This is a genomic window from Bradyrhizobium sp. USDA 3650 (assembly GCF_054057395.1).
Window position 1 is genome coordinate 3,827,651 of the sequence record NZ_JBSRZG010000001.1, and the last position, 16,098, is coordinate 3,843,748.

Here is a 16,098-nt window from a genome sequence, read left to right on the forward strand (position 1 = left end):
TCGCTATAGCCGGCTATCTCATCCGCTTGTCGGCCGCGACGAAGTCGATGAACGTCCGGACCTTGGCGGAAAGGTATTTGCGGCTGGGATAGACCGCGAACAGCTTGCCCTCGAAGAGCACCTGCCCGGGCATGACGTGCTCGAGGCGGCCGGCGGCGATATCCTCAGCGACCAGCCATTTCGGCAGGAAGGCGAGGCCCATGCCTTCGAGCGCTGCCATGTGCAGCAGCGTTTCATTGCCACTGCGCAGCACCGGATTGAGCTTGACGGTCTCGGTGCCGTGCTCGCCCTCGAAGGAGAGGCTTTCACCCGGGTACAGCGCGTAGTGCAGCATCGCCTGGCCGGCGAGATCGGCAAGTTTGGTCGGGCGCCCCGCGCGATCGAGATAAGCGGGCGCGCCGACCATAAGGAACGCAACCTTGGTGATGGGCCGCGCGATCAGCGCCTCGTCGGGCGCGCCGGTCGCGCGAAGGGCGAGATCGAATCCCTCCTCGACCAGATTGACCATCCGTCCGCTGAGATCGACATCGAGGCGCACCTCCGGATAGCGCGCCTGGTAGTCCGCCAGCACGCCCGCGAAGATCGTGTTCGCCATCCACACCGGCGCGGTCAGCCGCAGCGTGCCGCGTGGAACGACCGTCGCATTGCTGACGGCGGCTTCGACCTCGTCGAGCGAATCCAGCATCTGCCGCGCCTGCTCGAAATAGAGCGCTCCGCTTTCGCTCAGGCTGACGCGCCGACTGGTGCGGTTGAGCAGTCGCGTGCCCAGCCGCTTCTCGAGCTGCATCACGTGTTTGCTCGCCATCGCAGGCGAGATGCGCAGGCGTTGCGCCGCGGTCGCGAAGCTCTTCAGCTCGGCGACCAGGCAGAACACCCTCATGCTGACCAAAGAATCCATGAAATCATCAACACCCAGGAAATGAACTAATCCTGGGACGCATAATGATCAAATATGAGGAAACTATCAAATGGTGGCGACCGTCATCTTTTGGAGAACCACCGTGTCCACCACCGCCTTCGAGACTGCCTCCCCCGGCCGCGCCATTCGTATCGGCCTTTGGATCGCACAGGGCCTGCTCTTTTTCGTTTTCACCGCGGCCGGGCTGGTCAAGCTGCTGACGCCGATTCCCGAGCTTGCCGCGATGATGCCCTGGGCCGGCCAGTATTCCGCAACGTTCGTCCGGTTCATCGGGCTGGTCGATCTCGCCGGCGGAATCGGCATCCTGCTGCCGGCACTGACGCGGGTCCTGCCCCGGCTGACGGTGCTGGCCGCGCTGGGCTGCTCCATGTTGCAGGTGTTGGCGCTCGTCTTCCACATCTCGCGCGGCGAGGCGCCGGTCACACCGCTCAACGTCGTTCTGCTCGCGCTCAGCGTGTTCGTGCTGTGGGGGCGCGACCGCAAGGCGCCGATCGCGCCGCGCCGGTTCTGATCGGCGAGCGCCGCGGCCATGATCTCCGCCAACGGATGGTCCCGCAGGGGCCTGCTCGCCGGCACCGCGATCCTCACGGCCGGCGGCACCGCCGCGGCCAAGGAGGATCGTCTCGCCGACGGCGTCGTGATCCTGATCGACAGCAACGAGCCCTATGTCATGGGTCACGCGATCAGCTACTCGGCTAACCTCTCGAAGCACTTTGCGGACAGGGGCGCGCGATTGCTGATCGAGGTCGTCGCCAACGGCAAGGGCATCGACGTCTTCCGGGCGGACAAGACCCCGCTGGTCGAGCCGCTCGCGACGCTGCGGCAGTCGGTGCCCAACCTCGCCTACAGCATGTGCGCGTCGTCAAAAGCGATCGCCGAAGCCAAGGAGCAGGTCTCGATTCCGCTGATAGCAGGTGCCAGCCTCGTGCCGTTCGGGATCGGACGCGTGGTCGATCTGCAGCTCAAGGGCTGGGCCTATATCCATGCGTAAGACCGCGTGCAAAAGCGGTCCATTGCCGTCGCGGCGATCGATCTTGATGGCCATGCCGGCGCTTCTTGCCTCCTTGCGCGCGGCCCATGCGCAGGAAGGCTGGCCGCCGGTGTTCGAGGCCGGCCGCAGTCAGTTCACGCTGGTGCGGCCGCGCGCGTCGATGCCAACGCTTAGGCTTCAAGACACTGGCGGGAAGGACGTCGCGTTGAGCGCGAAGCCGGGCCGCATCACCCTCGTCAATTTCTGGGCGACCTGGTGCGCGGCCTGCCGGCTCGATCTGCCTGTGCTCGCAAGTCTCGCGGGATCGCGGCCTGACCGGCTCGATGTTGTCGCGATCTGCACGGATACGAAAGACCTGCGCAAGATCCGCACCTTCCTCGGCGGCCTCGCCGTGCAGAACCTCGCTTGCTATGTCGACGCCTATGGCGCGGCGGCCGAAGCGTCGACCGCGATATTCTCCCTCGTCGGCATGCCCATCACCTATCTCGTCGGAGCGAGCGGTCACGTCGAGGGCTACATCGCCGGTGCGCCCGACTGGCTTTCTCCGGCAGGCGCGCGGCTGCTGAAATTCTATCGCGAGCGGGGCTAGCGCCGCTCAATTCGGATGCCACCAGCGGCCGCCGATCACGACGCCTTCGGAGACGATCTTGCGCTCACCGATCAGGTGCTCGCCGACCACATCCTCATAGTCGAACTGGCCTTCCCTCACCGAGATCAGCGTGGCGTCGCCGACGCTGCCAGGCTTGAGGCTGCCGAGCTCGGGGCGCCGCAGCGCCATCGCGGCGTTGACAGTGGAGGTTGCGATGACGTCGGACAGCGGCATGCCCATGCACAGGAATTTCGACAGGGTCGTGACCTGGTCGAAGGCCGGGCCGTCGATGCAGAGCTGATGGATGTCGGACGAGATCGTGTCCGGATAGAAGCCGTTGGCGAGCATGGCGCGTGCGGTCTTGAACGCGAACGAGCCCTTGCCGTGGCCGATGTCGAACAGCACCCCGCGCTCGCGCGCGTCGAGCACCGCCCGCTTCACCGTGCCCTGCGCGGTCGCGGGCGTGTTGGGGAAGGGCCGGAACGCATGGGTGAGCACGTCGCCGGGGCGCAGGCGCGCCAGCACCTCCTCGTAGCTCGGCGGCGGATGATCAATATGCGCCATCAGGGGCATGCCGACTTCGTTCGCGACCTCGAGCGCGATGTCGAGCGGCACGACGCCCGACGTGCCCGAGGAGTGCAGCCCCACGCGCACCTTGATGCCGACGATGAGATCGCGGTTGTATGGCGTCGGCCACCTTAGCCGCCTCGATCGGATTCATCAGCCGCAATTCCTCGCTCTCGCCGACCATGATCCGGTGCGAGAAGCCGAAAATGCCGGCATGCGAGACGTGCAGATAAGCGAGGATGCGGACCTGACTCGGCTCGATCACATGCTTGCGGAAGCCCGCGAAATTGCCAGGCCCCGCGCTGCCGGTATCGACCGCGGTGGTGACGCCGGAGAGACGGCAGAATTCCTCGGCGTCGATGCCAAGCGACGTGCCGCCCCAATAGACGTGGGTGTGGAGATCGATCAGCCCCGGGGTCACGATGTAGCGTGACACGTCGCGCACGTCGGTGCCCGGATCGGCCTTGAGCCCGGTGCCGACCGCCGCGACCTTGCCGCCGGCAAAGGCGACATCGGTCACGGCGTCGAGCTTCTGGGACGGGTCGACCACACGGCCGCCGCGCAGGATCAAGTCGAAGGGCATTGTCGTCTCCGGATGGGATAGTGGGGCGTGGCTGGCGGGCACATCAGCCGGGCCAGCAAGGAAGGAAGCCGTTCGCTTCTAGCAATTTTTGCGCCGATCGGCGTGGCAAACCATGACGGCGGCTGATGAAAAACTGGCGATCCCGGGAAGACTCGAACTTCCGACCTACGGTTTAGGAAACCGTTTTAGTGCTTGGGAAATCAATGCCTTAAGGGCCGCGTGTTGCAGATCTGTTACGGGCCGCCCCCAAAGACTTCTCAACAACTGTGCTCAAGGGCAATCTGCATTGCCCTTGAGCTTGACTTGGTGGCTTCGGTCTAGATGAAACGCCCCGAACCGGGCTTTACGATACGGCTGGCATCCCTGTAGTTCGGGTCGACTTGGCAAAGATCAGACGAATTGTATGCGTTTGTCGCTGCCTGCTTTGCGTCATCGAGCGACTTGCCGGACGTGAAGATGCTGGTGGAGTCGCCCCTGTCGCGCCCGTTGTCACGGTCGATGCAATCGACGCGAAACGTTGCTGAATAGAGGGGCGGCACCGCCTGCCCTGGTTTGGATGCGGTTTTCTCAGCCTCCCCGCGGCAATCTTGCGGGCTCCCCCAGCAGATGGGAAACACCACCTCTTGCCAGGTTTGCGGCTTTACGTCGGGAAGGCCGCGAACCCATTCTCCCTTGCGCCACCCATCGCCGATCTTCTCGAAAAAGCCCTCTCCCGCGCGAGCTGTGGACGTGAAGGGTGCCTGGGTGATGGTGATCACGGCCACGAGAGCGGCTGCGATCATGTGAAAGACCATTTTCGTCATCGCCGTCTCCTTTGCGTATTATCGATTAGCCGCTCTGATACCGATATTTCCGGTCGTAGCTGATGTACGCGACGTTAAGCTGGCAGACGATCGATGCGCCGTAGTAGATCGTGCTGTGCTTCGTGAGGTCGTACGTGCGCTCTTGCGGCTGACAATCCGCAAATCGGAAGTTGAGATCGACCACCGGCACCACGTCGACCGATTTTGCTTGTCATTCGGCCTGCAATATTGCCCCCCTAAGCCGGGGGATCGGCGTCCAAAATTGACCCCCTACAGGTTGGTCTGTTGCGCTGCCTGCTTCGTCATGAAGCAGGTGGTTGGGGATGCTGATCGTGGAGACGATTGCCCGGATAAGGCGCGAGCACTTCATCAAGGGCAAGACGATCAAGGAGATCGCCCGTGACCTGAAGGTGTCGCGGAACACGGTCCGTAAAGTGCTGAGGTCGGGAGAGACCTCGTTCGAGTACGAGCGTGTCATCCAGCCGCGACCGAAGCTGGGACGGTGGGCTGCAGAACTCGACGGATTGTTGGCAGGGAACGCAGGCAAGTCGGCTCGCGAGCAGCTGACGTTGATCCGGATCTTCGAGGAGCTCCGCGGCCGCGGCTATGACGGCGGTTACGACGCCGTGCGACGTTACGCCAGGCGATGGGGCAAGGAACGCGGACAATCGACGGCTGCGGCCTACGTCCCGCTGAGCTTTGCGCCGGGAGAAGCCTATCAGTTCGACTGGAGCCATGAGGTCGTTTTGCTCAATGGCGTGACGGTGATGGTAAAGGCCGCCCACGTCCGGCTCTGCCACAGCCGGATGCTGTTCGTGCGGTGCTATCCGCGCGAGACGCAGGAGATGGTGTTCGACGCCCACGATCGGGCGTTCGCCCTGTTCAAAGGCACCTGCGTGCGCGGCATCTACGACAACATGAAGACCGCCGTGGAGACGATCTTCGTCGGCAAAGGGCGTCTCTACAATCGCCGCTTCATGCAGATGTGCAGTCACTACCTGGTCGATCCGGTGGCCTGCACGCCAGCGTCGGGCTGGGAGAAAGGCCAGATCGAGAACCAGGTTGGGCTTGTCCGGGAACGCTTCTTCACGCCACGGCTGCGGTTCAAGAACCTCGACGAGTTGAACGCCTGGCTGCTGGACAAGTGCATCGCCTACACCAAAGCGCACCGGCATCCGGAACTGACCGAGCAAACGGTCTGGCAGGTGTTCGAAGCCGAGCGACCAATGCTCGTTCCCTATGCCGGCCGGTTCGACGGATTCCACGCGGTGCTGGCATCGGTCTCGAAGACCTGCCTGGTGCGCTTCGATAACAACAAATACTCGGTCACGGCCAGTGCCGTTGGGCGGCCTGTCGAGGTTCACGCCTACGCCGATCGCATTGTGATCCGCCAGGACGGACGCATCGTTGCCGAGCATGCTCGCTCGTTCGGCCGCGGTGATACCGTCTACGATCCCTGGCATTACGTGCCGGTGCTGGCTCGCAAACCCGGTGCCTTGCGCAACGGCGCTCCCTTCAAGGACTGGGTGCTGCCGGCTGCGATCGAACGTGTGCGGCGCAAGCTCGCCGGTGCCGACGACGGCAACCGGCAGATGGTCGACATCCTCAACGCGGTTCTGACCGACGGCTTGCCGGCCGTCGAAGCAGCCTGCGCCGAGGCGACCGCTCACGGCGTTCATTCCGCCGATGTCGTGCTCAACATCCTGGCCCGCCAGCGTGATCCTGCCCCGCCGGCCAACATCCTCACCCCGGCTGCGCTGACATTGCGCCATGCCCCGATCGCCGACTGTGCCCGCTACGACAACCTCAGGAGAACCATCTGATGGAGCGTACTCAACTGTTCGACCTCATGGGTGAGCTCAAGCTCTACGGCATGAAGGCCGCCTTCGACGAGATCATGGCGACCGCCATCAAGCGCCAGCACGAACCCCAACGCATTGTCGGCGACCTGCTCAATGCCGAGATCAACGAGAAGCAGGCCCGCTCGATCAAGTACCAGCTCACCATCGCCAAGCTGCCGCTTGCCAAGGACCTTGAGGACTTCCAGTTCGAAGGCACCCCCATCAACCAGAGCCTGGTCAATGATCTCGCCGGCGGCGGCTTTATCGCCCAGCAACGTAACGCCGTTCTGGTCGGCGGTACCGGCACCGGCAAAACACATATGGCCATCGCCATCGCCAGAAGCTGCATCCGATCTGGTGCCCGCGGTCGCTTCTACAACGTGGTCGACCTCGTCAACCGCCTGGAGATCGAGACCCGCAACGGACGGCAGGGCCGCATCGCCGAGCATCTGACCCGGCTCGACTTCATCGTCCTCGACGAACTTGGCTACCTGCCGTTCGCCCAGTCCGGCGGCCAGCTGCTGTTCCATCTCGTCAGCCGGCTCTACGAGCGCACCTCGATTGTCGTCACCACCAACCTTGCCTTCGGTGAATGGCCCAGCGTGTTCGGCGACGCCAAAATGACTACCGCGCTGCTCGACCGCCTGACCCACCATTGCGACATCGTCGAGAGTGGCAACGACAGTTGGCGCTTCAAAAGCCGCGACGACGATCACACAACCCGCGCTCGCCTCGTCTCCGCAACCCCGGCCAGCTCCGACGAGGCGAGCGCTACCGTCAAGACTCGTCGCTCAAAGGGGTCAAAATTGGACGCCGATACGGGGTCAAATTTGAACGCCGATTGACACAGTAACGCCCGCTTAGCGCTCGTCTGCTTCCGATAGTCCGCGATCTGCTGCCTGTAGTGGACAATGCTCGAGGCGTCCGGATCCACGTCGCTCTTCCAGTCGACGACGGCGTCGATGGCGCCGGCGTCGTCGAACGCGATGGCGTCAACCTGTCCGGAGAGCAGGACCTCGCTGCCTTCGTTGATCTGGCTTCCGAACAGCGGCAGCTCGGGGGCGAGGCGCGATCGCAACGTCACGGCGTCCGGAAGAGCGAGCGTACGCAGCACCGTAGCGGCGAGTTCAGCGGCGTTGATGCCGATCTTGGGATCCGCCGCCGGTTCGAGTCCCATCTGCCTGATCAATTCCGCAGCCCGCGTTTCAAGGTCCGTCCTCGCGTCGGAGGCTTCTCCGGTCAGCACCTCCTCCATCAGCTTGTGGAGGATGGTGCCGCGCGTCGAACTGCCGAGAACGGCAGCCGGCTCCATAGCGCCGGTTTCTGGAATATCGCCACTTTTGATCTTCGCTTCCGGGACATCCACCTGATCGAGCTCGCTCCGGCTTGGGCGACGCCAGACCGCGGTCTTCCGCGCGCCGAAGATAGCGGTCGCCTCGGCGGCGAAGGTCTCGCGGGTCTGTCCGTTCTCTCGCGACGTGACGTTCCTGTCCTTCGCTGTGCCGACATCCTTCGGGTTGACCGCCGGAAGACCAGCGAGGCCCAGATCGACGAGCTTCGCCCAGCACTTGTCCGACAGGTCGGCGGAGTGCCTGGGCAGGATCAGCAGGTCGCGGGCCCGGGTCGCGGCCACGTACCACAGGCTTAGATCTCCGACCACAGAAAAGCGAGTTCGGCATAGAGCGAGGCCTCGCAGACGTCCACGTACCAGGACTTGGGCCGCCCGTCCGTGCCGCCGCTCCACCGGTAGCCGAGGCGCTTGAGCCAATCTTTGAATGGCGACTGTTCGGCCCAGATCCGGACGGTCGTCTTTCGTGCGCTCTCGAGCAGGACGGCGAGCGCGGGCGCGCCGGTCGTTTTAAGATCTCGCGCAGCGAGGCAGTGAGCATGAGATTACTGGTAGACAACAAAAAGCCCCCGCTTTCGCGAGGGCTCTTGAGTTTAAGACTACTCGCCGTTCAATACTTCGCGGGCTTTGTCTTTCACTCCGCCGACGGCGTTCTGGGCCTTGCCCTTCACCTGGTCCGCTTGACCTTCGGTTTCCGTCTTAGCATCGCCGGTCATCTTGCCGACGCCTTCCTTGATCTTGCCCTTGATGTTTGTTGCGGCGCCTTCTACGCGATCTTTATCCATGTTCCACTCTCCTCGTGCTGTGTGAGAATAACCTGCGTTAAGCGGAGAGGTTCGCGTGGAACTGCGTTCCCTCTCTCACGTTTGCGGGAATGGCAAAGAAGCAGGTCGGGATAGAAGTCATTGAAGAGGGGATCGAGCGCTTTCTCGTGAAGACGTTCGACGATGGTTCCGAGGAGCGTCAGCCGATCGTCAAGGAGGCACGCAAGAAGCAACCGCGACGCATTGACTGGAGTCGGAAGCTGAAGTCGGGCCTGAAAAGAGGAGTCTAGGAAGACATAGCGCCGCGCTCGTTATTCAAGGGAGCGCACTCATTCAGAACAAGCCCTTGGTCTGGCATTTGTAGACGATACGGCTGTGGCCGTCTGATTCAGGCACTCCAGTTTGCACTTTCCTCACCTCATCGAAGCGATCACCGCGGCGGGCTCGACTGCGGGTGGATTTGGTTTGGCGCTAGTTGGGCAGCGGCATGGCGCGGAAACAGCGCTCAAACTCGTCAAGGGACTGGTCGCATCGCAGCAATCAGCGACGAGTTGGCAAGTCTTTTTAGCAATGCGCCGGCGATTCTATTTGGACCGCTTCGGGTACGACATGTCGGCCTACGACCTCGACGAGCCGATCCTGACATCGCACCATCGGACTGCTATCGCAGCTTCGCCAGCATGACGCTGGCCAAGGGCGCCCGGGAGAACATGACGCTGCGCGATCTATACAATCTCACCGCGCGTGGCACTGAATCCTTTGCGACTCGGCCCAACGCATCGCGGACACGCTCCAGCTCTGGTTCGAGGAGCACGCCGCCGGCGGCTTCAACATCATGCCGCCCTATTTCCACGAGGGCTTCGAGAATTTCGTCGAGCTTGTGCTGCCTATCTTGCAGGAGCGCGCGCTATTCCGTGCGGAGTACGAGGGTACGACACTGGACGATCATTTCAGCCTGGCACCGCCGCCAATCCACTCCTTGAGACGCGTCCTGGGTAACGTGAGAGCCCTACCTCATGCGGTTACTCACGTTGTCCTAACACTCTGTGCGAAGCGCAGCACGGCTCCTTTGCCTTGACGTCCTGCGTACCTCAGCTGCTTGACCCTCCTTGGCGCCGGAACCCTTCCATCGGAGGTCCGTTCAGCCGGTGCACCGGAGAGGTAACCAGATGTCACACGATCTCACCACCTATCTGGGCGGACTTGCTGCCTTCTTTGCTTCGGTCTCCTACGTCCCACAGGTCCGAAAGGCGTGGCCCCGCGGATCTACCGCCGATCTCTCCATGGGAATGTTGGTAGCGCTGACCACAGGGTTGGCCTTGTGGGTCGTCTATGGGGCGATGCGCGGCGATTGGGTCATCATCGCTGCAAATGCGGTTGGCGCTTCGTTGGCCGGGATCGTCCTCGGTTGCAAAATCCGCGACTGGCGTGCGCGGAGAGGCGAAGCGGTACAGGAACGATCGCGACTGGAGCAAAGTTGTCCCGGCTCGCAAGGCAAGGACGACAGAAGTATGACGGAACACCCGGACGTTTCAGAGCGGCAGTCGATCGGTTGGTCACTGGCGTCCACATTGGCGCTTCTCGGCCTTGCGCTCATCTCGGATCGCTTGTTGCCGACGCAACAGGATCGGGAGGAGAGCCCATCTATTGTTCCCTCCTCGCGCACGCGAGCAGAAGGCGCTGACCAAGACCGAGGCCGCCAGGCCACAACCCCCTCGGAAATCCCGCCGCGCGGCTGGAAAGACATCCTTCTGCGAGTCTACGCGAACATCTCCAAGCACCGCATTCTGGCGCTGGCGGCTGGCATGACCTACTACAGCATCCTGGCCATTTTTCCCGCCATCGCCGCGCTTGTCGCCGTGTACGGCCTTTTCTCGGATCCCACTACCATAACGCGGCACCTCGATCAGTTGGGCGGATTTCTCCCCGGCGGAGCGATCGATATCGCACGCGACCAACTCACCAGAGTTGCGTCCAAGGGCTCACAGACGCTCGGCATTACCTTCGCCATCGGCCTTGGTACTTCACTTTGGAGTGCGAACGCGGCCATGAAGTCTTTGTTCGACACTATGAACATCGTCCACGGCGAGGAAGAGAAACGTGGGTTCTTCAAGCTCAATGCCGTCTCACTAGGTTTTACGCTGGGCGGCATCGCCTTCGTCGTCGTGGCTCTCGGATCCATTGTCGCAGTACCCGTTATCCTGGACTATGTCGGCCTGTCCGGCGCAGGCGACCTTCTGCTCCGGATCGGGCGGTGGCCGGCGATGTTTCTCATCCTGACCCTCGCGCTCGCAGTGATCTATCGCTATGGGCCGAGCCGGCAGACGGCCCGCTGGCGTTGGGTCACTTGGGGCAGTGCCATCGCGGCTCTGCTGTGGATCGCGGTTTCCGGGGCCTTCTCCTGGTACGCCGCAAATTTCGGTAAGTTTAACGAAACTTACGGCTCACTTGGGGCGATCATCGGGTTCATGACCTGGCTATGGATCTCCGCCATCGTCATCCTGCTCGGTGCGGAGGTCGACGCGGAGATGGAACATCAGACCGAGCGCGACACCACCACCGGCAGATCCAAGCCGATGGGGTCGAGGGGAGCGAAGGTCGCCGACACCGTAGGCGGCAACCGCTGACGGCATTCCTCGGGTCTCGCAGCCTCCATTCGCCAGCATAGGTAAGAACTGCCGCAATCTGCCGGCGTGTTCTGATCCTGGGTATACGCGCTTGTGCGGGTAGCCAATGCGATCTGATGCTCGAGTTTTTTCCTTTCTCCATCGCACTCCTTCTTCCCTAAGTCGACTCCAGACGCGCGCAATTGTCCGCGCGACCTGACATGTTGATGTCGCTCGTCAATGCAAATCGATCTCGACGGCAATCCGGACAAGGTCCGAGTGGCTTTTCGCGCCGAGCTTGGTCTTGAGCGCAGAGGTAGCGTTGGCCACGGTCTTGTAGGAGATGCCCAGTTCTGACGCCACTTCCAAGAGGCGGTCGCCCCGGCCCAGAAGCGGTAAGATCTCGAGTTCACGCGCGCTCATCTGCGTCAATGGACTCGCCTTGATGGCCGCGCCGCCGCGGGTAGTCGCTCCAGCCAAGCGAGGCGAGACGAAGCGCTCGCCCGCTGCGATTTTGCGGATCGCCTTGGCCAGCACCCGGAGATCGTCGGTCTTCGAAACATAGCCCTGGATGCCCATTTCGACTGCACGCACCACGAATGCGGGATCCTCGTTCACGCTAAGCATGAGGATTCTTGCAGCCGGATCGTCTTTTCGGATCCGGCGCGTCAACTCGAACCCCGTGAGGTCGGGAAGTCTTACATCCACCACCGTGACGTCGGGATGGTTCTGCAGAAAGGCGCGGTGCCCCGCCTTCGCATCGGAAGCTTCCAGTATCTCTACGGAAGCATCCGAAGTGAACAAGGCCCGGTATCCGGCAACGACGATGGGATGGTCGTCGACGATCAATACCCGCATGACGATCTGGTCCTCATTCGCACGGCCGTTGCCCTCCTCCAGCGGCGTGTTTTGAAGTGTGTTGACGCGCCTCGTCCGGATGCGCGCGGGACTGCGAGGCGTCATCCCGCTTGATCGTACCATCATGCTGTAGCGTTCCAACTCACCGCGAGCCAGACGTCACTCTGGTCCAGACTTAAACGGGAGCAGAACAGGCAGTTCATGCGTCGTTCAAGTCGCGCCGCCCAATGTGACGCTGCCACCGGGGACAACTGCGAGGTGGAGCATGTCAAACTTGGGAACTGGGTTCGATCCCATCGGGATCGTGATCGATTGGTTGGACGCGTGTCGCGAGCGCCGTTTGGAGAATTTGCTGGCGCTTTATGCAGATCACGCGACGATGGATTGCTGTAGCGGAGAACGGTTCGTCGGAGGTTCCGGCTTGCTTCAGTATTGGTCGGCCAAGCTCCGGGGCGCAACGGCGGCCGCGTTCGAACTTGACGAAATCCTTATCGAGCAGGATTGCATTCGCCTCGACTACCGTGATTACGACGGAAGCGCGGTAAGTACGAAATTCTGGTTCGATGCTGAAGGCAGCATCACCAGAACGCTCTGCGTACCTCTCGGGCGCAAGAGCGCGAGGTTCAAGGCCGCCTAAGCCAAGCCACATCGAAGGCTCACGGCCAAGCCCCGGCGTCGCCTTCGGCAGGTAAATGTTCGCCCCATACCGACCACGAGCACACGTGCAACGGGCCGGGCCGCGCCGTCCGGATCGCGGCCCGGTCGCCTCGGTCTTCACCAGCGATGATGCCACCGATGTCTCACGACCGGATATGATCCGCGGTAATAGGCGTAAGCGGGCCGCACGGCTCGACGGTACCGGTAGCCGTAGGACACGGGCGCCGTGTAGTAGGTCGTCGTGGCGTAACCACCACCCCAGCGATACGGCTCGTCGTAGCCGTAGTCGTAGGCATAGGGGCCGCCGTAATAGCCTGCGCCGTAGTAGCCCGAGCCACCGTAGTAGCCGTAGCCAGGTCCCCATCCATAAGCCGACGAGGCAAGCCCGCCGATTACGGCGCCGGCCAACAGACCGCCGGCGATGCCCGGTCCCCAGCCACCTCGCCAGTGGGCTTCGGCAGGAGAGGTGGTGGCCACCGTGGACAGACCAAGAGCGCCGACCATCAGCGCCGACATCGCGATCTTCTTCATCGAGATTCCTTTCACATTGCTCCGCGCCCTACCGATAACGGGAAAAAGAGGCAATGGTTGCAGCTGCCCGGGCGGCGCGGGCAATGGAATCCTCGCCGCCGGAGACGGCGCGCGATGCGCCAGTACGGAGCCCGCCGCCGTGACCGCGACGGCCGCCCCGCTTGCATCCAGAAGGTCCGGCCGAAGCCAACGCCTGCAGCTCGGTCGGACCGCGCGCGAAAGAGCCGAGCAAAGGCTCCTTCTCGAGCGGCTAAGCCAGCGGGAAAAACCGGAAACTTTCCGGAGTGCCTTGAGTTGGCAGCGACTGGGTTCGGTCTCCGGAGGGAGTGAGTATGGTCGACGAAGTCGTCTTGAAGAACGCCATGGAGACCGCCTGGACGGTGTACCGGGCGCAGCACCCCGAGGTCGATCCGCACGACAGCCGGCGCTGCCTGCTGGAGCGCCACCTCCACAGCAGGTCGGAAGCGCGAGAGAGCGATACCGAAGAACTCGCTGGCTTCGGGATAGCCTACCTGCAGCGGCTTCCTCCAGACGAATGTTGACCGCCGTGAAGGCGCTCGCAGCGCGCGTGGCCCGGGGAAGCACGAGGCCCAATTGGACGCTGCTCGCGATTTCATCCCTCATTTCCGCGACGATCGTGACGGTCCTGCGGTTCGTGTTCGGGGCCTAGCCGATGCGGATTGCCCAGCTTGCTCCGTTGGCCGAGAGCGTACCCCCCAAGCTCTACGGCGGCACTGAGCGTGTGATCGCCTGGCTCGTGGACGAACTGGTCGAGTCCGGACACGACGTGACCCTGTTTGCAAGCGGGGACTCCAAGACAAAGGGAAAGCTTCACGCCGTGTGGCCGCGCGCGCTGCGCCTGGGGCGGAAAGGGGCGGATCCGAGCGCCGCCTGCGCGCTTCTGATCGAAGCCGTCGCCGAGCGAGCGCGCGAGTTCGACGTGATCCACTCCCACGTCGACTGGTTGCCCCTTCCGGTGCTGAGCCGGACCGGCGTACCTTTCCTGACGACGATGCACGGTCGGCTGGATCTTCCCGGTCTGCCCCAGGTCATCGGTGCCTTTGCAGACGCTCCGTTCGTCTCGATTTCCGCCGACCAGCGCCGGCCGCTTCCAGAGGCGAACTGGATCGCGACGATCCAGCACGGACTGCCCAAAGATATGTTTCGGCCCTCCTACGAACCGGGTTCGTACCTGAGCTTTCTGGGGCGGCTGACGGCGGACAAGGGACCGGAGGACGCCATACGAATCGCGCGCGCGGCCCGGATGCCGCTGCGGATCGCGGCCAAGATCCCTCGGGCGGAGACGGCCTACTTCAAGAACAAGCTCGAGCCGAACATCGATGGCCAGGCGGTTCAGCTCGTCGGCGAGGTCGACGACGCGAAGAAGCAGCCCTTCCTCGCGAACGCAGCGGGCCTGCTGTTTCCGATCGATTGGCCCGAGCCGTTCGGTCTGGTGATGATCGAGGCGATGGCTTGCGGGACACCCGTGATCGCCTATCGATCAGGCTCGGTACCGGAAGTCGTGGAGGATGGCGTCACCGGCTTCATCGTCCACGGTCAGGAGCAGGCGATCAGCGCGGTGAAAGAACTGGGCCGACTGGACAGACGAGTGGTCCGCGCCCGGTTCGAAGAGCGCTTCGCCGCAAGCCGGATGGCGAATGAATACGAGACCCGATATCGCAACCTGATCGCTCGTGGAGGACGCTGCGGGTGAGAGATCCGCGGCTGGCTTGTGGCACTGGCGTGAATGGAATCCTTGGCCATGCCGTTTTCGAATCAGGAGCAAGTTGAATTCTAGAGTTGAGGTCGGCATCCGAACGGGCGTGGCTTGGACGTACTCTGCGATCGCTCTCAATACGTGCTCTCGGGAGCTCCCGCGCAAAGCCTGCCTCGGTTTGCTGCCAATGTATGTCGGTTCCTGACGCGGAACTTTCGCCCCGAAACAACATTATGGTTGGTGGCAAAGGCTGAGTCATGAAAAACGAACCATCCCGGATCTCAAAATTCTTCGGTGATTTGGCGAACAAGACCTCGCTTGCGGCTGGGCGCGCCTCGACCTTCCTGTTAGCTGCGGGTGTGGTGGTCGTGTGGGGCATAAGCGGCCCGCTCTTCCAGTTCTCGGACACTTGGCAGTTGGTCATTAATACTGGGACCACAATCGTAACTTTCCTTATGGTATTTCTGATTCAGAACTCGCAAAACCGTGACAGCGCGGCCATTCAGGTAAAGCTGGACGAACTCATTCGCGTGAGTGCGGCGCGCAATAGTCTCGTGGGAATTGAGCACCTCACAGACGATGAGATTGAGGAGCTTCGCTCAAAATGTGAAGCGCGTGCCAAGGCCGAAAAAGCCGGAGATGAGACACTCGACCGGACCCGACAGTCAGCGCGGCGAGCCGCCGAGCAGATCGCCAGCTGACGATGTCAACGCCGACATCATCGAAAAGACCGGTAGAAAATATCGACGCCATCCTGCGGCTTGAAAAGCAGGATGAGGAAAAGATCGCTCTTCATCATCGTGTTTTTCATGCAATCGGATCGTTTGCGGGCACTCCGCAGTTCGTTGTGCTGCAGTGCGGGGCGGTGGTGTGTTGGATTGCCTTCGGCGGGGTATTCCCCGATCGCGCGCTTGATCCATTCCCGTTCCCGCTGCTCGGGACATTCCTCGCGCTGGAGGCGGTACTTCTCACCTCCTGTGTCCTCATTCGCCAAAATGCGACCGACCGCATTTTGGAGAAGCGAGATCGTCTAGAACTTCAGATTAATCTGCTCTCTGAACGGGAGGCGACGCGGTCTTTGAGAATATTGCAGAAGCTTGCCAGGCGGCTGAATGTCGATGACGAGGATTGCCAACAAGACGAATTGGCGCAGGAGACGTCTGTTGATCAACTTGCCCGAGGCTTGCGCGAGCGCGAGCAGGCTGAAAAGGCTCAATGAGATGTCCGCCCGGAGGACGACATGGGGGGCGCTCTGATGCCACCTGCGCCATCGTGTTCATCTGCACGAGCTCTTCCTGAGCAGAGTCCGTGCGATGCGCACGGT

16 protein-coding genes and 5 pseudogenes are annotated in these 16,098 nt (G+C 62.3%); 13 read left to right on the forward strand and 8 right to left on the reverse strand.

Translation table 11 applies throughout. The features are described 5' to 3' along the window. Window positions 1-13: 13 nt before the first annotated feature. On the reverse strand, window positions 14-898 hold the full coding sequence (locus ACVIN2_RS17740; protein WP_456766524.1) for a LysR family transcriptional regulator: 885 nt from the start codon (window positions 896-898) through the stop codon (window positions 14-16). A 70-nt stretch (window positions 899-968) separates the two neighbouring features. On the opposite strand from ACVIN2_RS17740, the gene ACVIN2_RS17745 reads away from it, so the two are divergent. Genes ACVIN2_RS17745 through ACVIN2_RS17755 form a run of 3 tightly spaced genes read left to right on the forward strand, consistent with a single transcriptional unit; the run spans window position 969 to window position 2,499 of the window. Further along, entirely contained in the window at window positions 969-1,430 is a 462-nt protein-coding gene (locus ACVIN2_RS17745) for a DoxX family protein (protein WP_456766525.1), read from the forward strand. Between the two features lie 18 nt (window positions 1,431-1,448). Next, complete coding sequence (locus ACVIN2_RS17750; RefSeq protein WP_456766526.1) at window positions 1,449-1,910, forward strand: DsrE family protein; 462 nt, start codon at window positions 1,449-1,451, stop codon at window positions 1,908-1,910. Window positions 1,911-1,956: 46 nt separating this feature from the next. Next, window positions 1,957-2,499 (forward strand): TlpA family protein disulfide reductase, encoded by a 543-nt coding sequence (locus ACVIN2_RS17755; protein WP_456769746.1) that lies wholly within the window; start codon window positions 1,957-1,959, stop codon window positions 2,497-2,499. 6 nt (window positions 2,500-2,505) lie between these two features. Here the strand turns inward: ACVIN2_RS17755 and ACVIN2_RS17760 are convergent. Together ACVIN2_RS17760 and ACVIN2_RS17765 are read right to left on the reverse strand one after the other, a co-directional pair. Continuing rightward, window positions 2,506-3,649, reverse strand: a pseudogene (locus tag ACVIN2_RS17760) (amidohydrolase/deacetylase family metallohydrolase). A gap of 317 nt (window positions 3,650-3,966) precedes the next feature. Continuing rightward, the gene (locus tag ACVIN2_RS17765) at window positions 3,967-4,452 is read right to left on the reverse strand and encodes a hypothetical protein (RefSeq protein WP_456766527.1); all 486 of its coding nucleotides are present in this window, start codon (window positions 4,450-4,452) and stop codon (window positions 3,967-3,969) included. A gap of 323 nt (window positions 4,453-4,775) precedes the next feature. Here ACVIN2_RS17765 and istA point away from each other — a divergent pair. Beyond that, window positions 4,776-6,309: pseudogene (istA, locus tag ACVIN2_RS17770) on the forward strand (IS21 family transposase). Next, window positions 6,275-7,138: an IS21-like element helper ATPase IstB gene (gene istB, locus ACVIN2_RS17775; protein ID WP_456765735.1), complete on the forward strand. Its 864-nt coding sequence runs from the start codon at window positions 6,275-6,277 to the stop codon at window positions 7,136-7,138. Before istA ends, istB begins: the two are co-directional and overlap by 35 nt. A 92-nt stretch (window positions 7,139-7,230) precedes the next feature. Here istB and ACVIN2_RS17780 read toward each other — a convergent pair. From ACVIN2_RS17780 to ACVIN2_RS17790, 3 genes and pseudogenes are all read right to left on the reverse strand, one after another. Further along, window positions 7,231-7,605 (reverse strand): annotated as a pseudogene (locus ACVIN2_RS17780) (PD-(D/E)XK nuclease family protein); the annotation flags it as partial. 335 nt (window positions 7,606-7,940) lie between these two features. Next, a pseudogene (locus ACVIN2_RS17785) lies at window positions 7,941-8,156 on the reverse strand (3'-5' exonuclease); the annotation flags it as partial. 84 nt (window positions 8,157-8,240) lie between these two features. Then, window positions 8,241-8,426, reverse strand: coding sequence for a CsbD family protein (locus ACVIN2_RS17790; protein ID WP_063994501.1), 186 nt, complete (start codon window positions 8,424-8,426; stop codon window positions 8,241-8,243). Window positions 8,427-8,515: 89 nt separating this feature from the next. On the opposite strand from ACVIN2_RS17790, the gene ACVIN2_RS17795 reads away from it, so the two are divergent. From ACVIN2_RS17795 to ACVIN2_RS17805, 3 genes and pseudogenes are all read left to right on the forward strand, one after another. Next, window positions 8,516-8,695 (forward strand): hypothetical protein, encoded by a 180-nt coding sequence (locus ACVIN2_RS17795; protein WP_456766528.1) that lies wholly within the window; start codon window positions 8,516-8,518, stop codon window positions 8,693-8,695. Window positions 8,696-9,574: 879 nt separating this feature from the next. After that, window positions 9,575-9,793, forward strand: a pseudogene (locus tag ACVIN2_RS17800) (SemiSWEET family sugar transporter); the annotation flags it as partial. A gap of 123 nt (window positions 9,794-9,916) precedes the next feature. Continuing rightward, window positions 9,917-11,032, forward strand: a complete 1,116-nt coding sequence (locus ACVIN2_RS17805; RefSeq protein ID WP_456769747.1) for a YihY/virulence factor BrkB family protein — start codon at window positions 9,917-9,919, stop codon at window positions 11,030-11,032. Window positions 11,033-11,248: 216 nt separating this feature from the next. Here the strand turns inward: ACVIN2_RS17805 and ACVIN2_RS17810 are convergent, their stop codons facing one another. Continuing rightward, the gene (locus ACVIN2_RS17810) at window positions 11,249-11,869 is read right to left on the reverse strand and encodes a response regulator (protein WP_456769748.1); all 621 of its coding nucleotides are present in this window, start codon (window positions 11,867-11,869) and stop codon (window positions 11,249-11,251) included. A 265-nt stretch (window positions 11,870-12,134) separates the two neighbouring features. Between ACVIN2_RS17810 and ACVIN2_RS17815 the strand changes: the two genes are divergently transcribed. Next, complete coding sequence (locus ACVIN2_RS17815; RefSeq protein ID WP_456766529.1) at window positions 12,135-12,506, forward strand: nuclear transport factor 2 family protein; 372 nt, start codon at window positions 12,135-12,137, stop codon at window positions 12,504-12,506. Window positions 12,507-12,643: 137 nt separating this feature from the next. Here the strand turns inward: ACVIN2_RS17815 and ACVIN2_RS17820 are convergent, their stop codons facing one another. Further along, complete coding sequence (locus ACVIN2_RS17820; protein ID WP_456766530.1) at window positions 12,644-13,072, reverse strand: hypothetical protein; 429 nt, start codon at window positions 13,070-13,072, stop codon at window positions 12,644-12,646. Window positions 13,073-13,389: 317 nt separating this feature from the next. Here ACVIN2_RS17820 and ACVIN2_RS17825 point away from each other — a divergent pair, with 317 nt between their 5' ends. From ACVIN2_RS17825 to ACVIN2_RS17840, 4 genes are all read left to right on the forward strand, one after another. Continuing rightward, a complete protein-coding gene (locus ACVIN2_RS17825; RefSeq protein WP_456766531.1) occupies window positions 13,390-13,599 on the forward strand; it encodes a hypothetical protein in 210 nt (69 codons plus the stop codon). Between the two features lie 131 nt (window positions 13,600-13,730). Next, window positions 13,731-14,771, forward strand: coding sequence for a glycosyltransferase family 4 protein (locus ACVIN2_RS17830; RefSeq protein WP_456766532.1), 1,041 nt, complete (start codon window positions 13,731-13,733; stop codon window positions 14,769-14,771). Window positions 14,772-15,031: 260 nt separating this feature from the next. Next, window positions 15,032-15,475 (forward strand): low affinity iron permease family protein, encoded by a 444-nt coding sequence (locus ACVIN2_RS17835; protein ID WP_456766533.1) that lies wholly within the window; start codon window positions 15,032-15,034, stop codon window positions 15,473-15,475. Window positions 15,476-15,477: 2 nt separating this feature from the next. Then, entirely contained in the window at window positions 15,478-15,993 is a 516-nt protein-coding gene (locus ACVIN2_RS17840; RefSeq protein WP_456766534.1) for a DUF1003 domain-containing protein, read from the forward strand. The last annotated feature ends 105 nt before the right edge of the window (window positions 15,994-16,098 follow it).

Bases quoted from the DNA above. Each gene is read 5' to 3' on its own strand.
- ACVIN2_RS17745 (WP_456766525.1), top strand. From the start codon at position 969: ATGGTGGCGACCGTCATCTTTTGGAGAACCACCGTGTCCACCACCGCC.
- ACVIN2_RS17765 (WP_456766527.1), bottom strand. From the start codon at position 4,452: ATGACGAAAATGGTCTTTCACATGATCGCAGCCGCTCTCGTGGCCGTG.
- ACVIN2_RS17825 (WP_456766531.1), top strand. From the start codon at position 13,390: ATGGTCGACGAAGTCGTCTTGAAGAACGCCATGGAGACCGCCTGGACG.
- ACVIN2_RS17740 (WP_456766524.1), bottom strand. From the start codon at position 898: ATGGATTCTTTGGTCAGCATGAGGGTGTTCTGCCTGGTCGCCGAGCTG.
- ACVIN2_RS17815 (WP_456766529.1), top strand. From the start codon at position 12,135: ATGTCAAACTTGGGAACTGGGTTCGATCCCATCGGGATCGTGATCGAT.
- ACVIN2_RS17805 (WP_456769747.1), top strand. From the start codon at position 9,917: ATGACGGAACACCCGGACGTTTCAGAGCGGCAGTCGATCGGTTGGTCA.
- istB (WP_456765735.1), top strand. From the start codon at position 6,275: ATGGAGCGTACTCAACTGTTCGACCTCATGGGTGAGCTCAAGCTCTAC.
- ACVIN2_RS17790 (WP_063994501.1), bottom strand. From the start codon at position 8,426: ATGGATAAAGATCGCGTAGAAGGCGCCGCAACAAACATCAAGGGCAAG.
- ACVIN2_RS17840 (WP_456766534.1), top strand. From the start codon at position 15,478: ATGTCAACGCCGACATCATCGAAAAGACCGGTAGAAAATATCGACGCC.
- ACVIN2_RS17830 (WP_456766532.1), top strand. From the start codon at position 13,731: ATGCGGATTGCCCAGCTTGCTCCGTTGGCCGAGAGCGTACCCCCCAAG.
- ACVIN2_RS17810 (WP_456769748.1), bottom strand. From the start codon at position 11,869: ATGCGGGTATTGATCGTCGACGACCATCCCATCGTCGTTGCCGGATAC.
- ACVIN2_RS17755 (WP_456769746.1), top strand. From the start codon at position 1,957: ATGGCCATGCCGGCGCTTCTTGCCTCCTTGCGCGCGGCCCATGCGCAG.
- ACVIN2_RS17835 (WP_456766533.1), top strand. From the start codon at position 15,032: ATGAAAAACGAACCATCCCGGATCTCAAAATTCTTCGGTGATTTGGCG.
- ACVIN2_RS17750 (WP_456766526.1), top strand. From the start codon at position 1,449: ATGATCTCCGCCAACGGATGGTCCCGCAGGGGCCTGCTCGCCGGCACC.
- ACVIN2_RS17795 (WP_456766528.1), top strand. From the start codon at position 8,516: ATGGCAAAGAAGCAGGTCGGGATAGAAGTCATTGAAGAGGGGATCGAG.